The 20,359-nt window shown below is 71.4% G+C and carries 20 protein-coding genes and 2 pseudogenes; 9 read left to right on the top strand and 13 right to left on the bottom strand.

The annotated features are described in order from the left end of the window. The first annotated feature begins 1 nt into the window (after position 1). The 8 genes from rapZ to ACFPYL_RS13920 all read left to right on the top strand — a co-directional run bounded on the left by rapZ (position 2) and on the right by ACFPYL_RS13920 (position 6,750). Complete coding sequence (gene rapZ, locus ACFPYL_RS13955; RefSeq protein WP_379155119.1) at positions 2-889, top strand: RNase adapter RapZ; 888 nt, start codon at positions 2-4, stop codon at positions 887-889. 11 nt (positions 890-900) lie between these two features. Continuing rightward, positions 901-1,875, top strand: coding sequence for a gluconeogenesis factor YvcK family protein (locus ACFPYL_RS13950; RefSeq protein ID WP_379155117.1), 975 nt, complete (start codon positions 901-903; stop codon positions 1,873-1,875). A gap of 49 nt (positions 1,876-1,924) precedes the next feature. Beyond that, positions 1,925-2,911 carry a DNA-binding protein WhiA gene (gene whiA / locus ACFPYL_RS13945; protein WP_379155114.1) on the top strand — a complete coding sequence of 329 codons (987 nt, stop codon included), beginning with the start codon at positions 1,925-1,927 and terminating at the stop codon, positions 2,909-2,911. A 155-nt stretch (positions 2,912-3,066) separates the two neighbouring features. Then, positions 3,067-4,065 carry a type I glyceraldehyde-3-phosphate dehydrogenase gene (gap, locus tag ACFPYL_RS13940; RefSeq protein WP_379155111.1) on the top strand — a complete coding sequence of 333 codons (999 nt, stop codon included), beginning with the start codon at positions 3,067-3,069 and terminating at the stop codon, positions 4,063-4,065. Between the two features lie 2 nt (positions 4,066-4,067). Next, positions 4,068-5,267 (top strand): phosphoglycerate kinase, encoded by a 1,200-nt coding sequence (locus ACFPYL_RS13935; protein ID WP_379155108.1) that lies wholly within the window; start codon positions 4,068-4,070, stop codon positions 5,265-5,267. Beyond that, complete coding sequence (gene tpiA / locus ACFPYL_RS13930) at positions 5,267-6,061, top strand: triose-phosphate isomerase (RefSeq protein WP_379155105.1); 795 nt, start codon at positions 5,267-5,269, stop codon at positions 6,059-6,061. Before ACFPYL_RS13935 ends, tpiA begins: the two co-directional genes overlap by 1 nt. A 31-nt stretch (positions 6,062-6,092) precedes the next feature. After that, a complete protein-coding gene (gene secG / locus ACFPYL_RS13925) occupies positions 6,093-6,323 on the top strand; it encodes a preprotein translocase subunit SecG (RefSeq protein ID WP_379155102.1) in 231 nt (76 codons plus the stop codon). Positions 6,324-6,390: 67 nt separating this feature from the next. After that, positions 6,391-6,750, top strand: a complete 360-nt coding sequence (locus ACFPYL_RS13920) for an RNA polymerase-binding protein RbpA (protein WP_379155099.1) — start codon at positions 6,391-6,393, stop codon at positions 6,748-6,750. Between the two features lie 86 nt (positions 6,751-6,836). On the opposite strand, the gene ACFPYL_RS13915 is transcribed toward ACFPYL_RS13920, so the two are convergent. The 10 genes and pseudogenes from ACFPYL_RS13915 to tkt form a co-directional block, all read right to left on the bottom strand. Further along, positions 6,837-7,409 carry an ATP-binding protein gene (locus ACFPYL_RS13915; protein ID WP_379155097.1) on the bottom strand — a complete coding sequence of 191 codons (573 nt, stop codon included), beginning with the start codon at positions 7,407-7,409 and terminating at the stop codon, positions 6,837-6,839. Between the two features lie 160 nt (positions 7,410-7,569). After that, positions 7,570-7,755 (bottom strand): annotated as a pseudogene (locus tag ACFPYL_RS13910) (MEDS domain-containing protein); the annotation flags it as partial. Next, positions 7,727-7,996: pseudogene (locus ACFPYL_RS13905) on the bottom strand (STAS domain-containing protein); the annotation flags it as partial. The pseudogenes ACFPYL_RS13905 and ACFPYL_RS13910, both read right to left, overlap by 29 nt. Continuing rightward, positions 7,997-8,494, bottom strand: a complete 498-nt coding sequence (locus tag ACFPYL_RS13900; RefSeq protein ID WP_379155094.1) for an MEDS domain-containing protein — start codon at positions 8,492-8,494, stop codon at positions 7,997-7,999. Positions 8,495-8,515: 21 nt separating this feature from the next. Further along, the gene (gene pgl, locus ACFPYL_RS13895; RefSeq protein WP_379155091.1) at positions 8,516-9,241 is read right to left on the bottom strand and encodes a 6-phosphogluconolactonase; all 726 of its coding nucleotides are present in this window, start codon (positions 9,239-9,241) and stop codon (positions 8,516-8,518) included. Next, positions 9,238-10,152, bottom strand: a complete 915-nt coding sequence (locus tag ACFPYL_RS13890; RefSeq protein WP_379155088.1) for a glucose-6-phosphate dehydrogenase assembly protein OpcA — start codon at positions 10,150-10,152, stop codon at positions 9,238-9,240. The genes pgl and ACFPYL_RS13890 overlap by 4 nt, the downstream gene beginning before the upstream one ends. 1 nt (position 10,153) lies before the next feature. Continuing rightward, positions 10,154-11,692 (bottom strand): glucose-6-phosphate dehydrogenase, encoded by a 1,539-nt coding sequence (zwf, locus tag ACFPYL_RS13885; protein WP_379155086.1) that lies wholly within the window; start codon positions 11,690-11,692, stop codon positions 10,154-10,156. Continuing rightward, positions 11,689-13,344, bottom strand: coding sequence for a glucose-6-phosphate isomerase (pgi, locus tag ACFPYL_RS13880; protein ID WP_379155083.1), 1,656 nt, complete (start codon positions 13,342-13,344; stop codon positions 11,689-11,691). The genes zwf and pgi overlap by 4 nt, the downstream gene beginning before the upstream one ends. Beyond that, positions 13,341-14,447, bottom strand: a complete 1,107-nt coding sequence (tal, locus tag ACFPYL_RS13875) for a transaldolase (protein ID WP_379155080.1) — start codon at positions 14,445-14,447, stop codon at positions 13,341-13,343. Before tal ends, pgi begins: the two co-directional genes overlap by 4 nt. A 43-nt stretch (positions 14,448-14,490) precedes the next feature. Beyond that, positions 14,491-16,593 (bottom strand): transketolase, encoded by a 2,103-nt coding sequence (tkt, locus tag ACFPYL_RS13870; RefSeq protein ID WP_379155077.1) that lies wholly within the window; start codon positions 16,591-16,593, stop codon positions 14,491-14,493. Positions 16,594-16,702: 109 nt separating this feature from the next. Between tkt and ACFPYL_RS13865 the strand changes: the two genes are divergently transcribed. Further along, positions 16,703-17,647, top strand: a complete 945-nt coding sequence (locus tag ACFPYL_RS13865) for a heme o synthase (protein WP_379155074.1) — start codon at positions 16,703-16,705, stop codon at positions 17,645-17,647. 143 nt (positions 17,648-17,790) lie between these two features. Here the strand turns inward: ACFPYL_RS13865 and ACFPYL_RS13860 are convergent, their stop codons facing one another. The 3 genes from ACFPYL_RS13860 to ACFPYL_RS13850 are packed head-to-tail and all read right to left on the bottom strand — an operon-like array spanning position 17,791 to position 20,304. After that, the gene (locus ACFPYL_RS13860) at positions 17,791-18,672 is read right to left on the bottom strand and encodes a COX15/CtaA family protein (protein WP_379155071.1); all 882 of its coding nucleotides are present in this window, start codon (positions 18,670-18,672) and stop codon (positions 17,791-17,793) included. Then, complete coding sequence (locus ACFPYL_RS13855; protein ID WP_379155068.1) at positions 18,672-19,457, bottom strand: ABC transporter permease; 786 nt, start codon at positions 19,455-19,457, stop codon at positions 18,672-18,674. The genes ACFPYL_RS13860 and ACFPYL_RS13855 overlap by 1 nt, the downstream gene beginning before the upstream one ends. Then, the gene (locus ACFPYL_RS13850; protein WP_449289714.1) at positions 19,450-20,304 is read right to left on the bottom strand and encodes an ABC transporter ATP-binding protein; all 855 of its coding nucleotides are present in this window, start codon (positions 20,302-20,304) and stop codon (positions 19,450-19,452) included. Before ACFPYL_RS13850 ends, ACFPYL_RS13855 begins: the two co-directional genes overlap by 8 nt. Positions 20,305-20,359: the final 55 nt, after the last annotated feature.

Here is a 20,359-nt window from a genome sequence, read left to right as displayed (position 1 = left end):
GATGACCGCTGCCGACCCGCACGGCCACGAGCAGCACGGCGAGCTCGTCGTCGTCACCGGCATGACCGGCGCCGGCCGCAGCACCGCGGCCAAGGAGCTCGAGGACCTGGGCTACTACGTGGTCGACAACATGCCGCCGAGCCTGCTGCGCGACGTGGTGCGCCTCGTCGACGAGAGCCGCGGCATCCAGCAGCCGGTGGCGGTCGTGGTCGACGTCCGCTCCGGCTCGTTCTTCGAGACGCTCCAGGCCAACCTCGCCCAGCGCGGCACCGGCCGGCACGCGACGCTCGTCTTCCTCGAGGCCACCGACGACGTGCTCGTACGCCGCCAGGAGGCCGCGCGCCGTCCGCACCCGCTCCAGGGGACGGGGCGCCTGCTCGACGGCCTGCACCGCGAGCGCGAGGTGCTGGCCGAGCTGCGCAGCGACGCCGACCTGGTCATCGACACCACGGCACTCAACGTGCACCAGCTCACCGACCGGATCGCCGACGCGTTCGGCACGCCGGACACCAGGCGGCTCAAGGTGACCGTCACCAGCTTCGGGTTCAAGTACGGCATCCCGGTCGACGCCGACTTCGTCGCCGACATGCGCTTCCTGCCCAACCCGTTCTGGATCCCGGAGCTGCGCAACGGCACGGGCAAGGACGTCGAGGTGTCCGACTACGTCATGTCCCAGCCGGGTGCCGCCGAGTTCCTCGACGGCTACGTGCCGGTGCTCGAGGGCGTGGCGGCCGGCTACCTGCGCGAGGGCAAGCGGTTCATGACCGTCGCGATCGGGTGCACCGGGGGCAAGCACCGCAGCGTGGCCATGACCGAGGAGATCGTCCGGCGCCTCGGCGCCACCGGCTTCGAGGCGCGCGCGACGCACCGCGACCTCGGTCGGGAGTGACGGCGCGAGTGATGTCTGCGAGTGATCGGGCGCAGTCCGTCGTCGCCTTCGGTGGCGGCCACGGGCTCTCGGCCTCCCTGCACGCGCTGCGGCTGCTGGTCGCCGACCTGGTGATCGACGACCTGACCGCCGTGGTGACCATCGCCGACAACGGCGGGTCCTCGGGCCGGCTCCGCGACGAGTTCGGCGTGCTGCCGCCCGGTGACCTGCGGATGGCGCTGGCCGCGCTGTGCGGCGACCACCAGTGGGGTGACACCTGGGCGCGGGTGCTCCAGCACCGGTTCGCCGGGCACGGCGAGATGAACGGCCACGTGATCGGCAACCTGCTCATCGTCGGGCTCTGGGAGCAGCTGGGCGACCCGGTGGCCGCCCTGGACTGGGTCGGCCGCCTGCTCGGCACCACCGGCCGGGTGCTGCCGATGGCCCTCACCCCGCTCGACATCGCGGCGCACGTGCGCGGCCTCGACACCGCCGACCCGGCGGCCACCACGACGATCCGGGGCCAGGTCGAGGTCGCGACGACCGCGGGGGAGATCGTCTCGATCGCCCTCGAGCCGTCCGACCCGGAGCCGTGCCCCGAGACGCTCGCCGCGGTGGGCGCCGCCGACTGGGTCGTGCTCGGTCCGGGCTCGTGGTTCACCTCGGTGATGCCGCACCTGATGGTGCCGCAGCTCCGTGACGCGCTGGTGCGCACCGATGCCCGGGTGGTCGTCGTGCTCAACCTCGTCGACGAGGCCGGCGAGACCGACGGTTTCGGTCCGATCGACCACCTGGCGGCCCTCGTCGAGCACGCTCCCGACCTCCGGATCCACACCGTGCTCGCCGACCTCGAGAGCGTCGGCGACGACGCCGGTGACCTGCACGCCGCGGTCGCGTCGTACGGCGCGGCGCTGCACCTGGCCGACGTCGCCGTCCACGACGGGAGCTCCCACCACGACCCGCAGCGACTGGCTGCGGCGTACACCGCGATCATGACCGGTCGTTGACCTGCCGCCTCGTGTCGAGGGTCGTTGACTCGCGTGGCAGGATCGGGCCATGGCGATGACGGCACAGGTGAAAGCAGAGCTGTCGAGCACCCCGGTCACCAAGACCTGCTGCCGCAAGGCCGAGGTCGCCTCGATGCTCCGGTTCGCGGGCGGCCTGCACATCGTCAGCGGTCGGATCGTCGTCGAGGCGGAGTTCGACACCGGCGCCGCGGCCCGGCGGCTGCGCACCAACATCGCCGAGGTCTACGGTCACCAGTCCGACGTCGTGATGGTGCAGGGCAACGGCATCCGCAAGGGCAGCCGCTACATCGTGCGCGTCGTCCGCGACGGTGAGGCGCTCGCCCGCCAGACCGGACTGCTCGACCAGCGAGGCCGCCCCGTTCGCGGTCTCCCGCCGGCCGTGGTGTCGGGTGGCGGGTGCGACGCGGTGGCGGCCTGGCGTGGCGCGTTCCTGGCCCACGGCTCGCTGACCGAGCCCGGACGGTCCTCCGCCCTCGAGGTCACCTGCCCCGGCCCCGAGGCCGCCCTCGCGCTGGTCGGCGTCGCCCGGCGCCTCGGCATCCACGCCAAGGCCCGCGAGGTGCGCGGCGTCGACCGCGTCGTGATCCGCGACGGCGACGCGATCGGGCAGCTGCTCACCCGCCTCGGCGCCCACGAGTCGCTGATGGCCTGGGAGGAGCGCCGGATGCGCCGCGAGGTGCGTGCGACCGCCAACCGGCTCGCGAACTTCGACGACGCCAACCTGCGCCGCTCCGCCCGGGCCGCGGTCGCCGCCGGCGCTCGTGTCGACCGCGCGATGGAGATCCTCGGCGAGGACGTCCCCGACCACCTCAAGCTAGCCGGGCAGCTCCGGCTCGAGCACAAGCAGGCCTCCCTCGAGGAGCTCGGCCAACTGCACGACCCGGTGCTGACCAAGGACGCGATCGCCGGCCGGATCCGACGGCTGCTGGCCATGGCCGACAAGCGCGCCGAGGAGCTCGGGATCCCCGACACCGAGGCGTCCCTGACGCCGGAGATGCTGGCGGACGAGGGCTGACCCGGCTCGCGTCCGACCGCCTCGCGGTTACCGGTCCGTACGTCGGCCGCCCCGTCCGATCCGGGTTCCGCACCCGATAGGGTCGATGTCGGTCACCAAAGGCCACAGCTCGCCCACGGGGTCACCAAAGGCCCCCATTCACAGGAGGCATCTGCATGACTGTTCGGGTAGGTATCAACGGGTTCGGCCGGATCGGCCGCAACTTCTTCCGCGCCGTCCGGGCCTCCGGCCTGGACATCGAGATCGTCGCCGTCAACGACCTGACGGCCACCTCGTCCCTCGCGCCGCTCCTGAAGTTCGACTCGATCCTGGGTCGCCTGGACGCGGACGTCAGCGCCGCCGACGGCCAGATCACGGTCGGCGACCAGGTCATCACGGCGTTCGCCGAGCGTGACCCCGCCGCCATCAAGTGGGGCGACCACGGCGTCGACGTCGTCGTCGAGTCGACCGGCTTCTTCACCGACGCCACCAAGGCCCGCGCGCACGTCGACAACGGCGGCGCCAAGAAGGTCATCATCTCCGCGCCGGCCTCCAACGAGGACGTCACCATCGTGATGGGCGTCAACCACGACACGTACGACGCGGCCGCGCACACCGTCATCTCCAACGCCTCGTGCACGACCAACTGCCTGGCCCCGATGGCCAAGGCGCTGCACGACGGCCTGGGCATCAACAAGGGCCTGATGACGACCATCCACGCCTACACCGCGGACCAGAACCTCCAGGACAACATCCACAAGGACCCGCGCCGCGCCCGCGCCGCCGCCCTCAACATGGTCCCCACCTCGACCGGCGCCGCGAAGGCGATCGGCCTGGTGCTCCCGGAGCTCAAGGGCAAGCTCGACGGCTACGCCATGCGCGTCCCGGTCCCGACCGGCTCGGCCACCGACCTCACCTTCGAGGCGTCGCGCGAGACGTCGGTCGACGAGGTCAACGAGATCGTCAAGGCCGCGGCCGACGGCAAGTTCCTGCGCTACTCGACCGACCCGCTGGTCTCGACCGACATCGTCACCGACCCGGCGTCCTGCATCTTCGACGCGCCGCTCACCAAGGTGATCGGCAACCAGGTCAAGGTGCTCGGCTGGTACGACAACGAGTGGGGCTACTCCAACCGCCTCGCGGACCTGATCGCGTACGTCGGCGAGACCCTCTGACCGTGGGTTCGTACTCCTCGCTGGGCGACGTCAGCGGCAAGCGTGTCCTGGTCCGCTCGGACCTCAACGTCCCGCTCGACGGGACGACGATCACCGACGACGGTCGCATCCGCGCGAGCGTGCCGACCATCCGGGAGCTGGCCGAGGCCGGCGCCCGGGTGGTCGTCACCGCCCACCTCGGGCGGCCGAAGGGGGCTCCGGAGGACCGGTACTCTCTGCGTCCCGTCGCGGCCCGCCTCGGCGAGCTGCTCGGCCAGGACGTCGCCTTCGCGACGGACACGGTGGGGGAGAGCGCGCAGGCCACGGTCGCCGGCCTCGCCGACGGCCAGGTGGCCGTGCTGGAGAACGTCCGCTTCAACCCGGGCGAGACCAGCAAGGACGACGCCGAGCGGGCCGAGTTCGCCGACCAGCTCGCCGCGCTCGCCGACGCCTTCGTCTCCGACGGCTTCGGCGTCGTGCACCGCAAGCAGGCCTCGGTCTACGACGTCGCTCAGCGGCTGCCACACGCCATGGGCCAGCTCGTCAGCACCGAGATCGGCGTGCTGCGCCGGCTCACCGAGGAGCCCGAGCGCCCGTACGTCGTGGTGCTCGGCGGCTCGAAGGTCTCCGACAAGCTCGGCGTCATCGACAACCTGTTGGGCAAGGCGGACAAGCTGCTGATCGGCGGCGGCATGGTCTTCACCTTCCTCAAGGCCCAGGGTCACGAGGTCGGCAAGAGCCTGCTCGAGGACGACCAGCTCGACGTCTGCCGCGCCTACCTGGAGCGGGCGCAGCAGACCGGGGTGGAGATCCTGCTCCCGACCGACATCGTGGTCGACACGGCGTTCCCGTCGGGGGACCGCGAGCCCGAGCCCCGGGTCGTCCCCGCCGGTGAGATCCCGGCGGACGCCCTCGGCCTCGACATCGGCCCCGAGTCCGGCACCGCCTTCGCGGCCGCGCTGGCCGACGCCCGCACGGTCTTCTGGAACGGGCCGATGGGCGTCTTCGAGGTCGACGCGTTCGCGGCAGGCACGCGTGCCGTCGCGGAGGCGCTGACGAAGGTCGACGGCCTCTCGGTGGTCGGCGGCGGCGACTCCGCGGCCGCCGTACGCACGCTCGGCTTCGACGAGGCCGCGTTCGGACACATCTCCACCGGTGGTGGCGCCAGCCTCGAGTACCTCGAGGGCAAGACGCTGCCCGGCATCCAGGTCCTGGAGGACTGATGGCAGCGAAGCGCACCCCGCTGATGGCGGGGAACTGGAAGATGAACCTCAACCACCAGGAGGCCATCGTCCTGGTGCAGAAGCTGGCGGTCACGCTGGCCGACAAGAAGCACGACTACAGCCGTGCCGAGGTCGTCGTGGTGCCGCCGTTCACCGACCTGCGGTCGGTGCAGACGCTCGTCGACGGTGACCGCCTGCAGATCAGGTACGGCGCCCAGGACGTCTCCACCCACGACTCGGGCGCCTACACCGGTGAGATCTCGGCGGCGATGCTGGCCAAGCTCGGCTGCTCGTACGTCGTGGTGGGCCACAGCGAGCGGCGGCAGTACCACGCCGAGTCGGACGCGGTCGTCAACGCCAAGGCCCACAAGGCGCTGGCCGCGGGGATGGTGCCGATCGTGTGCGTGGGCGAGGGCCTCGACGTCCGTCAGGCCGGCGAGCACGTCCCGCACTGCCTCGCGCAGGTGGACGGCTCGCTCGAGGGCTTCTCGGCCGAGCAGGTCGCCGGGCTGGTCGTCGCCTACGAGCCGGTGTGGGCGATCGGGACCGGCGAGGTCGCCACTCCCGAGGACGCCCAGGAGGTCTGCGCGGCGATCCGGGCCCGGATCCGCGAGGTCCACGGCGACGGTGCCGCCGACGGCGTCCGGGTGCTGTACGGCGGCTCGGTCAAGGCCTCGAACGTCGGCGGGATCATGGTCCAGACCGACGTCGACGGCTGCCTGGTCGGCGGGGCGAGCCTCCAGACCGACGAGTTCGGCGGCATCTGCCGCTTCTACGACATGCCGGTCCTCTGATCGCGCCCGACCTGACGTAGGCTCTGCGACTGTGGAACTTCTCTTCACCATCGTGCTCATGATCTCCAGCGCCCTGATGATCCTCCTCGTCCTGCTGCACAAGGGTCGCGGAGGCGGTATGTCCGACATGTTCGGTGGCGGCGTCTCCAGCTCTCTCGGCGGCTCGTCCGTCGCGGAGCGGAACCTCGACCGCCTGACGATCGGCATCGGCGTCATCTGGTTCGCCTGTGTCGTGGCACTGGGGCTCCTGCTCGCCTACTGAGCCCGCACAGGCTCGCTTGCTGACTCACTTGTTCTGACGTCTCGGAGACTCGAAAGGGATTACACCGGTGGCTGGTGGAGGAAACGCGATTCGCGGAAGTCGGGTCGGGGCTGGCCCCATGGGCGAGGCGGAGCGCGGCGAGGCCGCACCGCGCCAGACCGTGACGTACTTCTGCGCCCGTGAGCACCGTTCGGTCGTGACGTTCTCGACCGAGGCGCAGGTCCCCGACTCGTGGGACTGCCCCAAGTGCGGTCTGCCGGCGAGCCTGGACTCGGACAACCCGCCCCCGGCGCCGAAGATCGAGCCCTACAAGACGCACCTGGCCTACGTGAAGGAGCGGCGCTCCGACAAGGAGGCCGAGGACATCCTCGACGAGGCCCTCACCCTGCTGCGCACCCGCCGCAAGTCCGGCGACATTATCTTTTAGGTGCCGTTGTCTCCCAGCGGAGCTGGGAGACAACGAATCTGCACCAAGGTCGATACGCTCGCTGGCGCTCGCTACTCGACCAACGATCAAGCGGGCCGCTTCACGTGCAGCCGCACGTGGGTCCCGGTCGCATCCGTGCCGACGTCGACCGCCGTGCAGAGCTGCCGGGCCAGCCACAGCCCGTAGCCGTGGTCCGCGGGCTCCGAGGGCGGCAGCATGCCCGCGAGCGGGTCGGCCAGCCCGCGGCCGCTGCCGTGCACGTGGCAGACCCACGTCGGGCCGTCGTCGTACACGTGCAGCCGGGCCGGCGGCCGGCCGTGGCGCAGGGCGTTGGTCAGCACCTCGGTGACCGCCAGCGCGACGTCGTCGACGAGCTCGGGTCCGAGCCCGGCCGCCGCGCCGCGCGCGTGCACCAGGCGGCGGGCGTGCGCGACCTCGGAGGGTGACGAGCAGTCGAGCGTGGTGGCACCGCGGGGCGGCGCCTCGACCTTCGCCAGCTCGGTGAGCAGCCCCATCGGGTCCTCGGCCCACAGGCTGTGGGCGACCGGACCGGTGCCCAGCGTCGCGTCGTGGGTGTCGTGCCCGATCTCGAGAAGGTCCGCCGGGAGCGTGGCGTCGTAGGGACACAGCACGTCGACCGGGGTGTCCGCGAACAGCACGTTGATCGCGGCCTCGATGCGGCGGTAGTCGACGAGCTCGGCCGGGACCCGGTCCCTCAGGTTCTGCTCCGAGACGACGCGCGCGGTTGCCCTGCTGCCGGGAGATGAAGTCGAGCTGCACCCGGTAGGCGTTCCACTGCGGGGCGTAGACCTCGGCCTCGTCGACGTAGATGACCCGGTCGGCGTCGGCACCCAGCGCGGTGCGCACCAGGTCGACCTGTCGCGGGGGTGCGATGAGGAGGGTGCCTTGACCCTGCTCGATGCCGTCGCGGAGGAAGCTGCTGACGGAGTCGGCGTAGTCGCGCTCGCCGTCGTAGAAGAGGGCACCCGTCCTCGGGCAGCGCAGCCGCGACCGCGCGCAGCTGGGAGAGCGAGCCGACGTCGGCGAAGGACAGCCCGCGGAGGTCGAGGTGGAGCCGAGGTGTCAGCTCCGCACGCGCCAGGAGCGCCCGGCGCAGCAGGTGCCTGTTGGAGATGTCGACCTCACCGCTGATCCGGAGGCCGGCGGGCTCGTCGACCGCGAGGAAGCTGGCGCGCGGCGGCTCGGCATGCTCGGGAGCAGGACCCGCGTGTGCATCGGTCAGCATCTACACCTGGGTTTCGTCGAGCCGCGCGGCGCCGTAGAGGCACACCGAGGTGACACCGAGCTCGTGCTGCAGGGCCGTCGACATCCGCTCCCAGCGGGCGACCTCCTCGACCGAGCCCAGGAACGGGGCGAGCTCGTCCATCTGTGCGGCTACCCGCAGGCCGGCGAAGCCGTCCTTGCGCGACTGCGCAGCGGCCGTCCGGAATCCGTCGGCGATGGTGGAGAGGTCGTCGGGGCGGCTGGTCCCGTAGGCGTCGGCGAAGGTGCGGACCAGGAGCTGTCCGGACGCGAGGACGTGGCTCGTGTCCACGTGGGAGTCGAGGCCGGCGAGCAGGGCCTCGGCCTGGGTGTCGGTCGCGACGTACAGCAGCTGGTCGCCGGCGCTGAGCCCGTGTCCGACGAACGTGCTGGCTATCCGGGCCAGCTGGTCGTCGTCGCGGTGGAACGCGCAGAGGTGCGTGCCCGGCTCGAGTGAGCCGAGGTCGACGGGTGGAGCCACGCGCTCACTGTAGAGCGCGATCTACAGTGACGAGGCCGCTTCCCGGTCGAGGAACCAGATCGTTTCCTCGCGGCCGCTGACACCCGCGGCCGGGATGTCGTGGAGGTCGGCACCACCGAGGGCCGACGCGACCGCGGACGCCTTGCCGCCGCCGCTGACCAGGAACCACACCGACCGGGCCCGGTTGAGCGCCGCGAAGGTGAGGCTGACCCGCTCCGGCGGGGGCTTCGGCGAGCCGGTCACCCCGACCGCGATGCCGTCGGAGTCGAGCTGGGGGAAGCCCGGGAAGAGCGAGGCGATGTGGCCGTCGGGGCCGATGCCCAGCATCACGATGTCGAACTCGCCGCTGCCGTGCTCCCGCAGGGTCGCGGTGTACGCCGTGGCACCGGCGTCGACGTCCGAGGCGTCGGCCGTCGACGGCATCGGGTGCACCCGCGCCGGGTCGGCCCCGACGGCGTCGAGGAACGCGGCCTGCGCCTGGCCGCTGTTGCGGTCGGGCGAGTCGGGCGCGACGAAGCGCTCGTCGCCCCACCAGACGACGACCTGCGACCAGTCGACCTCGGAGCCGGGGGAGAGGCGGGCGATCTCGCGGTGGATGTCCTCGGCGATGGTGCCGCCGGTCAGCGCGATCTGCGGGACCCCGCCGGCCGCTTGGGCGTCGGCGAGCCGGCTGAGCAGCTCGCCGGCGACCGCGGTCGCGAGGGTGGCGGGGTCCTCGTGGACCTCGATGCGTGGTTCGGTGGTCACGAGCCCTTGCTCCCCATCTTCAGCAGCCGCTTGGCTGTCTCGGCGTACACGTCGTCCTCGTCGAGCCGGCGCAGCTCCTCGGCCAGCAGCTCGGGCAGCTCACGCCGCTTGAGGGCGACCGGGCGGTCCGGGCGGTCGGGCGAGGAGAAGGTCGCCAGCTTCCCGTCCGTGCGGCTGATCCGGATCGGACCCTCCTTGGTCTCCATCACCACCTCGGTGATGCCGGGCCCGGCGGAGTTCTTGCGGTCCACCTCGATCTTGAGCCGGTCGGCCAGCCACGCGGCCAGCAGGTCGGCGCTGGGGCTGATCCGCTCGGCGGTGACCGAGGCGCGGGTCACCTTCAGCGGCTGCTGGTCCAGCGCCGCCGCGAGCAGCGCCCGCCACAGCGTGATCCGGGTCCAGGCGAGGTCGGTGTTGCCCTTCGTGTACGCCGAGCACTGCTGGTGGATCGCCTTGGTCTTGCCGCGCGACGCGGCGGCGGCGTCGGTCACCCGGCGCTGCGCCAGCTGGCCGAGCGGGTCCGAGGCCGGGTCGTCCGGCGGGTGGTTGGGCCACCAGACGGCGACGGGGGAGTCGGGCAGCAGCAGCGGGAGCACCACGGACTCGGGGTGCTTCACGACCTCGCCGCTCAGCCGGATCAGTGCGGTCTCGCCGGTCCAGCCGGAGCCGGTGCCGACCTGGGCGTTGACCTGGCCGGTGCCGCGCCCGTTGCCGAGGATCACGCCGAGGACCCGCGCGGGGTGCTCGTGCGAGGCGGCGCGAGCGGCCTTCATGGCGCCCTCGGCGTCGTCCTCGTCGACGACGATGACCAGGGTCATCACCATCCCCATGGCCGGGCTGCCGGCGCGGGTGCGGGCACGGAGGAACTCGGACGCGATCTCCGCCGAGTTGGTGTCGATGAGCTCTATCACTTCAGGGCCTCCTCCAGACGCGGCCGTCGCGGGCCAGCATCGCGTTCGCCGACTCCGGCCCCCAGCCGCCCGACTCGTACTGGTCCGGCTTGCCCTTGCCGGACGCGTCCTGCTTGGCCCAGTGCTCGAGGATCGGGTCCAGGATCTTCCAGGACAGCTCGACCTCCTCGTGGCGGGGGAAGAGCGGCGGGTCGCCCAGCAGGACGTCGAGGATCAGCCGCTCGTACGCCTCGGGCGAGGACTCGGTGAACGCGCCGCCGTAGACGAAGTCCATGTTGACGTCGCGGATCTCCATCTGGGTGCCGGGCACCTTGGAGCCGAACCGCAGCGTGATGCCCTCGTCGGGCTGCACGCGGATCACCAGGGCGTTCTTGCCGAGCTCCTCGGTGGCCGACTCGGCGAACGGCAGGTGCGGCGCCTTCTTGAAGACGACCGCGACCTCGGTGACCCGGCGGCCGAGGCGCTTGCCGGTGCGGAGGTAGAACGGCACGCCCGCCCAGCGCCGGTTCTCGACGTTGAGGGTGACCGCCGCGAAGGTCTCGGTGGTGGAGGTCTGCTTGATGCCCTCCTCCTCGAGGAAGCCGGCGACCTTCTCGCCGCCGGCCCACCCGGCGGCGTACTGGCCGCGCGCCGTCGTCAGGTCCAGCCGGCGGGGGAGCGTGATGCTCGAGAGCACCTTCTCCTTCTCGATGCGGAGGTTGTCGGCCGAGAAGCTCGTCGGCTCCTCCATCGCGACCAGGCTCATCAGCTGGAGCAGGTGGTTCTGGATGACGTCGCGGGCGGCGCCGATGCCGTCGTAGTAGCCGGCCCGGCCGCCGATCCCGATGTCCTCGGCCATCGTGATCTGGACGTGGTCGACGTAGTTGGAGTTCCAGATCGGCTCGAACATCTCGTTGGCGAAGCGCATCGCCAGGATGTTCTGGACCGTCTCCTTGCCCAGGTAGTGGTCGATCCGGAAGATCGAGCCCGACGGGAAGACGTTCGCCAGGGTGGCGTTGAGCTCGCGGGCCGACTCGAGGTCGTGGCCGAACGGCTTCTCCACGACGACCCGACGCCACGACCCCTCCTTCGGAGTCGACAGCCCGTGCTCCTGGAGCTGGCCGACGACGGTGCCGAAGAACCCGGGCGGGATCGCCAGGTAGAAGGCGTGGTTGCCGCCGGTGCCACGGACGTCGTCGAGCTCCTCGATCGTCCGGCGCAGCTGGTCGAAGGCGTGGTCGTCGTCGAAGTCGCCCGGCACGAAGCGGAAGCCCTCGGCCAGCTGCTTCCAGACCTCCTCGCGGAACTCGGTGCGAGCGTGCGCCTTCACCGAGTCGTGCACGATCTGGGCGAAGTCCTGGTCGGCCCAGTCGCGCCGGGCGAAACCGGTGAGGCTGAAGCCCGGGGGCAGCAGACCGCGGTTGGCCAGGTCGTAGATCGCGGGCATGACCTTCTTGCGCGACAGGTCGCCGGTGACCCCGAAGAGCACCATGCCGCTGGGGCCCGCGATGCGCGGCAGCCGGCGGTCGCGGGGATCGCGTAGCGGGTTCTCGTACGTCATCGGCGACGGTGCTCCTGGTAGTAGGCGATGAGGGCCTGGGTCGAGGCGTCCTGGGCGGCGAGCGCGTCGGCGTCGCCGGTGATCGCCGGCCCGACCTCCTGGGCGAGCTTCTTGCCGAGCTCGACGCCCCACTGGTCGAAGCTGTCGATGCCCCACACGACGCCCTGGGTGAACGTGAGGTGCTCGTAGAGGGCGACCAGCTGACCGAGCACGGACGGCGTGAGCGCCGGTGCCATGATCGAGGTGGTCGGCCGGTTGCCGGTGAAGACCCGTGCGGGGACCACGGCCTCGGCCGTGCCCTCCGCGCGGACCTCGTCGGCGGTCTTGCCGAAGGCCAGCGCCCGGGTCTGCGCCAGGAAGTTCGCCAGGAACAGCTCGTGGACGTCGGTGCCGCCGTCCTCCAGCGGGTACGGCGGGTTCGCGACCGCGATGAAGTCGGCCGGGATCAGCCGGGTGCCCTGGTGGATCAGCTGGTAGAACGCGTGCTGCCCGTTGGTGCCGGGCTCGCCCCAGAAGATCTCACCGGTCTCGGTCGACACGGGACTGCCGTCCCAGCGGACACCCTTGCCGTTGGACTCCATGGTCAGCTGCTGCAGGTACGCCGGGAAGCGGTGCAGCAGCTGGGTGTACGGCAGCACCGCGTGGCTCTCGGCGCCGAGGAAGTTGGTGTACCAGACGTTGAGCAGGCCCATCAGCAGCGGCACGTTCTGCGCGGGCTCGGCCGTGCGGAAGTGCTCGTCCATCGTGTGGAACCCGCCCAACAGCTCGGCGAACCGCTCCGGCCCGATCGCGACCACCAGCGACGTACCGATCGCCGAGTCGACGGAGTAGCGTCCGCCGACCCAGTCCCAGAAGCCGAACGCGTTGGCCGGGTCGATGCCGAAGTCAGCCACCTTGTCGAGCGCCGTCGAGACCGCGACGAAGTGCTTCGCGACCGACTCGGCCTCGTCGTGACCGGCGAGCCCGTGGAGCAGCCAGGCCTTGCAGAGCCGGGCGTTCGTCAGCGTCTCGAGCGTGCCGAACGTCTTGCTGGAGACGATGAAGAGCGTCGTCGCCGGGTCCAGTCCGGCCAGCGTCGTGGCGGCGTCGGTCGGGTCGATGTTGCTGATGAAGCGGCACTCGAGGCCTTCCTGGCGGTACGCCGCCAGTGCCTCGTAGGCCATGACCGGTCCGAGGTCGGACCCCCCGATGCCGATGTTGACGACGGTGCGGATCCGCTCGCCGGTCACGCCGGTCCACGCGCCGCTGCGCACGCGCTCGGCGAAGTCGTAGACCCGGCCGAGCACCTCGTGCACGTCGGCGACGACGTCCTGCCCGTCGACGGTGAGCGAATCGTCCGCCGGGAGCCGCAGTGCGGTGTGCAGCACGGCGCGGTCCTCGGTGACGTTGATGTGCTCGCCCCGGAGCATCGCGTCGCGGCGGGCGGCCACGCCGACCTCCTCGGCGAGTGCGAGGAGGTCGGCGAGGACCGCGTCGTCGAGCAGCGCCTTGGAGAGGTCGACGTGCAGGTCACCGGCGACGTACGTGAGCCGCTCGACCCGGCCGGGGTCCTCGTCGAACCACCGGCGCAGGTCGGGCTCGAAGCCCGCAGCCAGCGCCGTCAGCCGCGACCAGGCCGGTGTCGAGGTCGGGTCCACCGGCGCGTCGGTCACTTGGCCGCCTTCTCCATCTGGCCCTGGACGGTCTCGGTCAGCTCGGTCCACGACTTCTTGAACTTGTCGACGCCCTCGGTCTCGAGGACCACGAGGACGTCCTCGAAGTCGATGCCGACGGCAGCCAGTCGGTCGAAGACCTCCTGGGCCTCGGCGACCTTGCCGGTCACCTGGTCGCCGTCGAGCTCGCCGTGGTCGGCGAAGGCGTCCATGGTCTTCTCCGGCATCGTGTTGACGGTGTCGGCGACCACGAGGTCGGTGACGTAGAGGGTGTCGGAGTAGTCGGGGTTCTTGACGCCGGTCGACGCCCACAGCGGCCGCTGCGGGTTGGCGCCGGCGTCGGCGAGCACCTTCCACCGGTCGCTGGCGATGACGTCCTCGTACGCCGCGTACGCGATCCGGGCGTTGGCGACGGCGGCCTTGCCCTTGAGCGCGCTGGCCTCGTCGGAGCCGATCTCGTCGAGACGCGCGTCGACCTCGGTGTCCACCCGGGACACGAAGAACGACGCGACCGACTGGATGCGGCCCAGGTCGAGCCCGGCGTCCCGCGCGGCCTCCAGACCGGACAGGTAGGCGTCCATGACCTCCTGGTAGCGGACCTTGCCGAAGATCAGCGTCACGTTGACGCTGATGCCCTCGGCGATGGCCGCGGTGATGGCCGGGAGGCCCTCCTTGGTGGCCGGGATCTTGATCAGCACGTTGGACCGGTCGACGGCCGACCAGAGCGCCCGCGCGGACGCGATGGTGCCCTCGGTGTCGTTGGCCAGGGTCGGCTCGACCTCGATCGACACGCGGCCGTCCGCGCTGTCCTCGCCGGCGAGCGGGGCCAGGACGTCGCACGCGTTGCGCACGTCCTCGGTGGTGAGCTCGAAGATCACCCGGTCCACCGCCTCGCCCTTGTCGACGAGCTGGGCGACCTGCTCGTCGTAGCGCTCACCGTTGGCGATGGCCGCGGCGAAGATCGTCGGGTTGGTGGTGACACCGACCACCGACTTCTCCTCGACCAGGCTGGCCAGGTTGCCGGTCTCGATGCGCTCGCGCGAGAGGTCGTCGAGCCAGATCGACACCCCCGCGTCGGACAGAGCCTTCAGACGATCACTCATGTGCTTTTCCTCTCTGGTTCACAGACGGTGGGGGCGGTCGCGGCTAGCTGGTGGCCGCCGCGATCGAGTCGTGGGCTGCGGCGACGACGGCCTCGGCCGTGATGCCGAACTCCTGGTAGATCCGGGCGTAGTCGGCGGACGCGCCGTAGTGGTCGATCGAGACGATCCGGCCGTGGTCGCCGACGTACTCGCGCCAGCCCTGCTTGACGCCGGCCTCGACGGAGACCCGCGCCTTGACGATCGGGGGGATCACCGTGTCGCGGTAGGACTGGTCCTGGGCCTCGAACCACTCCATGCACGGCATCGAGACGACCCGCGCCCGGACGCCGGCCTCGGCCAGCTGGGTGCGCGCCTCGACGGCGAGCTGCACCTCGGAGCCGGTCGCGATCAGGACGACGTCCGGTGCGCCGCCCTCGGCGTCGACGAGGACGTAGCCGCCCTTGGCGACGCCCTCGGTCCCGGTGAAGCCATCGACCCCGCGCGGGAAGACCGGCACGTTCTGGCGGGTCAGCGCCAGCGCGGCGGGCCGGTTGGTGTGGCCCAGGATCGTGAACCACGCGGCGGCGGTCTCGTTGGCGTCCGCCGGGCGTACGACGTCCAGGCCCGGCATGGCGCGGAGCGCGGCCAGGTGCTCGATCGGCTGGTGCGTCGGGCCGTCCTCGCCGAGGCCGATCGAGTCGTGGGTCCACACGTAGGTGACCGGCAGCTGGCTGAGCGCCGCGACCCGGACCGCACCGCGCATGTAGTCGGAGAACGTCAGGAACGTGCCACCGAAGACCCGGGTCAGGTCGTCCGCGGCGATGCCGTTCATGATCGCGCCCATGCCGTGCTCGCGGATGCCGAAGTGCAGCACGCGGCCCTGGTAGGGGTCGGCCTTCCACTCCTCGACGGACCGGTTCTCGGGCAGGAACGACGGCGCCGACTTGATGGTGGTGTTGTTGGACCCGGCCAGGTCGGCCGAGCCGCCCCAGAGCTCGGGCATCAGCGGGGCCACCGCGTTGATGACGTCGCTCGACGCCACGCGGGTGGCGACGCCCTTCTCGCTCGCCTCGAAGGTCGGCAGGGCCGCCTCGATGCCCTCGGGGAGGGTGCGGGCCTTGAGCCGGTGCAGCAGCGTGGCCTTCTCGGGGTTCGCCTCCGCCCAGATGGCGTACTGCTCGTCCCAGGCGGCACCTGCGGCGGCGCCGCGCTCGCTCAGCTGACGGGTGTGCGCGATGACCTCGTCGGGCACCTGGAAGGTCTTCTCCGGGTCCCAGCCCAGGACCTCCTTGGTGGCCGCGACCTCGGCGTCGCCGAGGGCGCTGCCGTGGGCCTTCTCGGTGCCCTGGGCGTTGGGGGCGGGCCACGCGATGATCGTGTCGAGCACGATCAGCGACGGCTTGTCCTTCACCTTGCCGGCTGCGGTGATCGCGTCGTAGAGCGCGGGCACGTCCTCGACGTACTTCTTGCCGCCGTTGGTCCAGTCGACGACCTGCACGTGCCAGCCGTAGGCCTCGTAGCGCGCGGCGACGTCCTCGGTGAAGGCGATGTCGGTGTTGCCCTCGATCGAGATGCGGTTGCGGTCGTAGATGACCGTCAGGTTGCCGAGCTCCTGGGTGCCGGCGATCGAGCTGGCCTCGCCGCTGACGCCCTCCTGCAGGTCGCCGTCGGAGCAGAGGGCGTAGACGTGGTGGTCGAAGACGCTCTTGCCGGGGGCGGCGTCGGGGTCGAGCAGGCCGTGGACGCGACGGGCCGACATGGCCATGCCGACGGCATTGGCGACGCCCTGGCCCAGCGGGCCGGTCGTGACCTCGACACCGGCGGTGTGGTGCAGCTCCGGGTGACCGGGCGTCTTGGAGCCCCAGGTGCGCAGCGCCTGGAGGTCCTCGAGCTCGAGGCCGAAGCCGCCGAGGTAGAGCTGCGTGTAGAGCGTGATGCTCGAGTGGCCGCACGAGAGCACGAAGCGGTCTCGGGCGATCCACCGTGGGTCGGCGGGGTCGTGCCGCATCACCTTCTGGAAGAGGAGGTACGCCGCGGGGGCGAGGCTCATGGCGGTGCCGGGGTGGCCGTTGCCGACCTTCTGCACCGAGTCCATGGCGAGGACCCGGGCGGTGTCCACCGCCTTCTGGTCGAGGTCGGTCCAGTCGAGGGCAGGGGGGTTGCTCACAAGGTTCCTTTCGGGGGTTCGGCCAATGCCGAGCCTACTCACGTCGAGCGTTAGACTCCCACTCGTCCAAGCACCGTCCCGGTGCCCACATTCCCGCTCGAGGATCCCTGTGACGTACGTCGGCCAGTCGGCCTCTGCTGCCCAGCAGCCAGCGGCCGAGCGGGCGACCGTCAAGGACGTCGTCGCGGCGTACGTCGGGCTCACCAAGCCGCGCGTCATCGAGCTCCTGCTGCTGACCACCGTTCCGGTGATGTTCTACGCGGCCCGGGGCGTCCCGGACCTCGGGCTCGTGGTGGCCACCGTCGTCGGCGGCACGTTCTCGGCCGGCTCGGCGTCGGTCTTCAACTGCGTCTACGACCGCGACATCGACGAGCAGATGCGCCGCACCCGTCGCCGGGCGCTGCCGCGACACATCGTGTCGCCGCGGGCCGCGCTGGTCTTCGGCTTCGTGCTCGGGATCCTGTCGACCGTGGTGCTCTACGTGTGGGTCAACCCGCTCTCGGCGCTGCTGTCGGTCACCGCGATCGCGTTCTACGTCTTCGGCTACACGATGATCCTGAAGCGGCGCACGACGCAGAACATCGTGTGGGGCGGGATCGCCGGCTGCTTCCCGACGCTGATCGGCTGGACCGCGGTCACCGGCTCGCTGTCGTGGATCCCGGTCGTGCTCTTCATGGTCGTCTTCTTCTGGACGCCGCCGCACACCTGGGCGCTGGCGCTGCGCTACCGCGAGGACTACGCCAACGTCGACGTGCCGATGCTGCCGGTGGTCAAGCCCGCCGCGGAGGTCGGGCGCCAGATCGTGATCTACAGCTGGGTGATGGTGGCGACCTCGCTGCTGCTGTGGCCGGTCGCCGACACGAGCCTCTTCTACCCGGTCGCGGCCGCGGTGCTCGGTGGGGTCTTCCTGGTGCAGGCGCACCGGATGTGGGGCCGCACGAAGGGCACCGAGAACCTCGCGGTGATCCAGCCGATGCAGCTCTTCCACACCTCGAACCTCTACCTGTCGCTGCTCTTCGTCGCGGTCGCGATCGACCCACTGCTCGCGCGGTAGCCGGACCGTTCGTCGCAGGTTCGGGACCGCTCGTCGCGAGGCCGGCGGTGAGCACGCAACCGATCGGCGACCCGTCGCGTCTGAGGGGATGGACGGTGGCCGTCGCGTCGCGGGGGTACACGGCGGCCGCCCGTCCGCCAACGTCACTCGCTCTCGCGCACCTCGAGCAGCGCCTGGGTGACGGTCGCGGAGATGATCGCCGCGCCGAGCATGTGGAAGCCGACGAGCACGACCGGCAGGTCGGTGAAGTACTGCACGAACCCGATCAGGCCCTGCGCCAGCTCCACGACGAGGAGCACGACGACCGCGCGGCGGGTCGCCGCGGAGCGCTGGGTGGCGACCACCGCGAGCAGCAGCCCGATGGTGAGGCCGACCAGCAGGAAGACCAGGTCGGCGTGCACCTGGCTCATCTGGAGCGGGTCGAGGCCGTTGCGCTTGGCGTCCACGTCGCCGGCGTGCGGCCCGGAGCCGGTGACCACGGTGCCGACGTACAGGACCGCCCAGGCGGCGGCGAACGTCGACCAGGCGAGCGTGAGCACCGCGCCGCGGGGGCGTACGGCGGGGGCGGGACGGTCGAGCCGCCAGCGGAAGAGCACGGCGACGCCGATGATCGCCATCGAGCAGAGCAGGTGGAACGAGACGATCCACGGGTTGAGGTCGGTGAGCACCGTGATGCCGCCGATCACCGCCTGGGCCGGGATGCCGAGCGCGATGACCAGGGCGAGGCGGCGCAGGTCGCGACGCCCGGACTGCCAGGCCGCGACGAAGGTGCCGACCGCGACCGCGACCAGCACGTAGGTCAGCATCCGGTTGCCGAACTCGATCGCCGAGTGCACGTTGTAGGCGCCGTGCGGCGTCAGCGACTCGTCGGTGCAGCGCGGCCAGGTCGGGCAGCCGAGCCCGGAGCCGGTCAGCCGGACCACGCCGCCGGTGACGACGATGCCGATGTTGGCGACGATCGACGCCCAGGCCCAGCCGCGCAGCCAGTCGTCGAGGTGCCTCAGCCGGTAGTTGAGACGCTCCATCACTCCCACTTGAAGGTCTTGGCGGTGAGGACGGTCCCGAGGACCGCCCAGACGAGCAGCACGGCCAGGTCCTTCCAGGCCACGCCGCCGTCGATGAACCCGGTGCGCATCGCCTCGCCGAGCGCGGCGGACGGCAGCCACTGCAGGAACGGCCGCGCGTCGCCGTACGCCGTCAGCGGCAGCACGACGCCGCCGCCGGTCATCAGCAGCAGGTAGATGAGGTTGGCGGCCGCGAGGGTGGCCTCGGCGCGCAGGGCGCCGGCCACGAAGAGGCCGAGCGAGGCGAACGCCGCGGTGCCGAGGAGGATCGCGAGGGCGACCCCGAGCACGCCGGGCTCCGGGGTCCAGCCGAGCAGCTGCCCGACGCCGCCGATGATGACCACCTGGAGCAGCTGGACCAGGAGCAGCGCGCCGATCTTGCCGGCGAGCAGCCCGGAGCGGGGGAGCGGCGAGCTGCCGAGCCGCTTGATGACGCCGTACCGGCGCTCGAAGCCCGTGGCGATCGCCAGCGAGGTGAACGACGTCGACATCACCGCCAGCGCGATCACGCCCGGCGTGAAGATGTCGACCAGCGGGCGCGACGACGGTAGGTCGAGGTTGAGGTGCTCGCCGGCGGTGACCGCGCCGAAGAGCACGAGCACCGGGATGACCACGGCGAGCAGCAGCTGCTCGCCGTTGCGCAGCATCAGCCGCGCCTCCATCCGGGACTGGGCGAGCACCTGGCGGTGCAGCGGGGCGGCGCCGGGGCGCGGCGCGAAGTCGAGCCCGTGTCGAGCGTCAGCCATGGTCGATGTCCCTCCCGGTGAGCTCCAGGAAGACGTCCTCGAGGGTGCGGGAGCCGAAGCTGATCGACCGGACGCCCACCCCGTGCTCGGCGCTCCACGTGTCGATCGAGGCACGCAGCCCGGCCTCGGCCGCCTGCGGGAGCTCCTTGTCGACCACCAGCCGGACGGTCGCGGACGACCCGCGGGTCAGCTCCTCCGGCGTGCCCGAGGCGATCAGCCTCCCGCGGTCGATGATGTGCACCTGGTCGGCGAGCTGCTCGGCCTCCTCCAGGTAGTGCGTGGTGAGCACAACGGTGACGCCCGACTGGCGCAGCTCGTCGAGCAGCTCCCACGTCGTACGCCGCGCCTGCGGGTCCATGCCCGCCGTCGGCTCGTCGACGAAGACGATCTCGGGGCGGCCCACGATCGCCATCGCCAGCCCGAGGCGCTGCTGCTGGCCGCCGGAGAGCCGGCGGTACGGCGTCCGCCCGCAGTCCCCGAGGCCGAGGCGTTCGGCGAGCACCGCGGTGTCGAGGGGGTGGGCGTGCAGCCGGGCCACGTGGTCGAGCATCTCCATCGCGCGGACGCCGCTCCACGCGCCGCCGCCCTGCAGCATCACGCCGATCCGCGGCAGCAGGTCGCGGCGCTGGCGCACCGGGTCGAGGCCGAGCACCCGCACGGTGCCCTCCTGCGGGCGCCGGTAGCCCTCGCAGGTCTCGAGCGTCGTCGTCTTCCCGGCGCCGTTGGGGCCCAGCACGGCGGTGATCGTGTTGCGCTCGACGGTCAGCGAGAGGCCGTCGACGGCGACCTTGTCGCCGTACCTCATCACCAGGCCGTCGACAGACACGGCAGGGGAGGCGTCGGGCACGCCCGTCAGTGTAGGGAGCGGCGGTGTGTGGCCCGGCTCACGGTCGCCTCCAGGT

The organism is Nocardioides hankookensis (assembly GCF_042658885.1).
Classification (GTDB): Bacteria; Actinomycetota; Actinomycetes; order Propionibacteriales; family Nocardioidaceae; genus Nocardioides; species Nocardioides hankookensis.
This window is presented reverse-complemented; position numbering and strand designations above follow the sequence as displayed.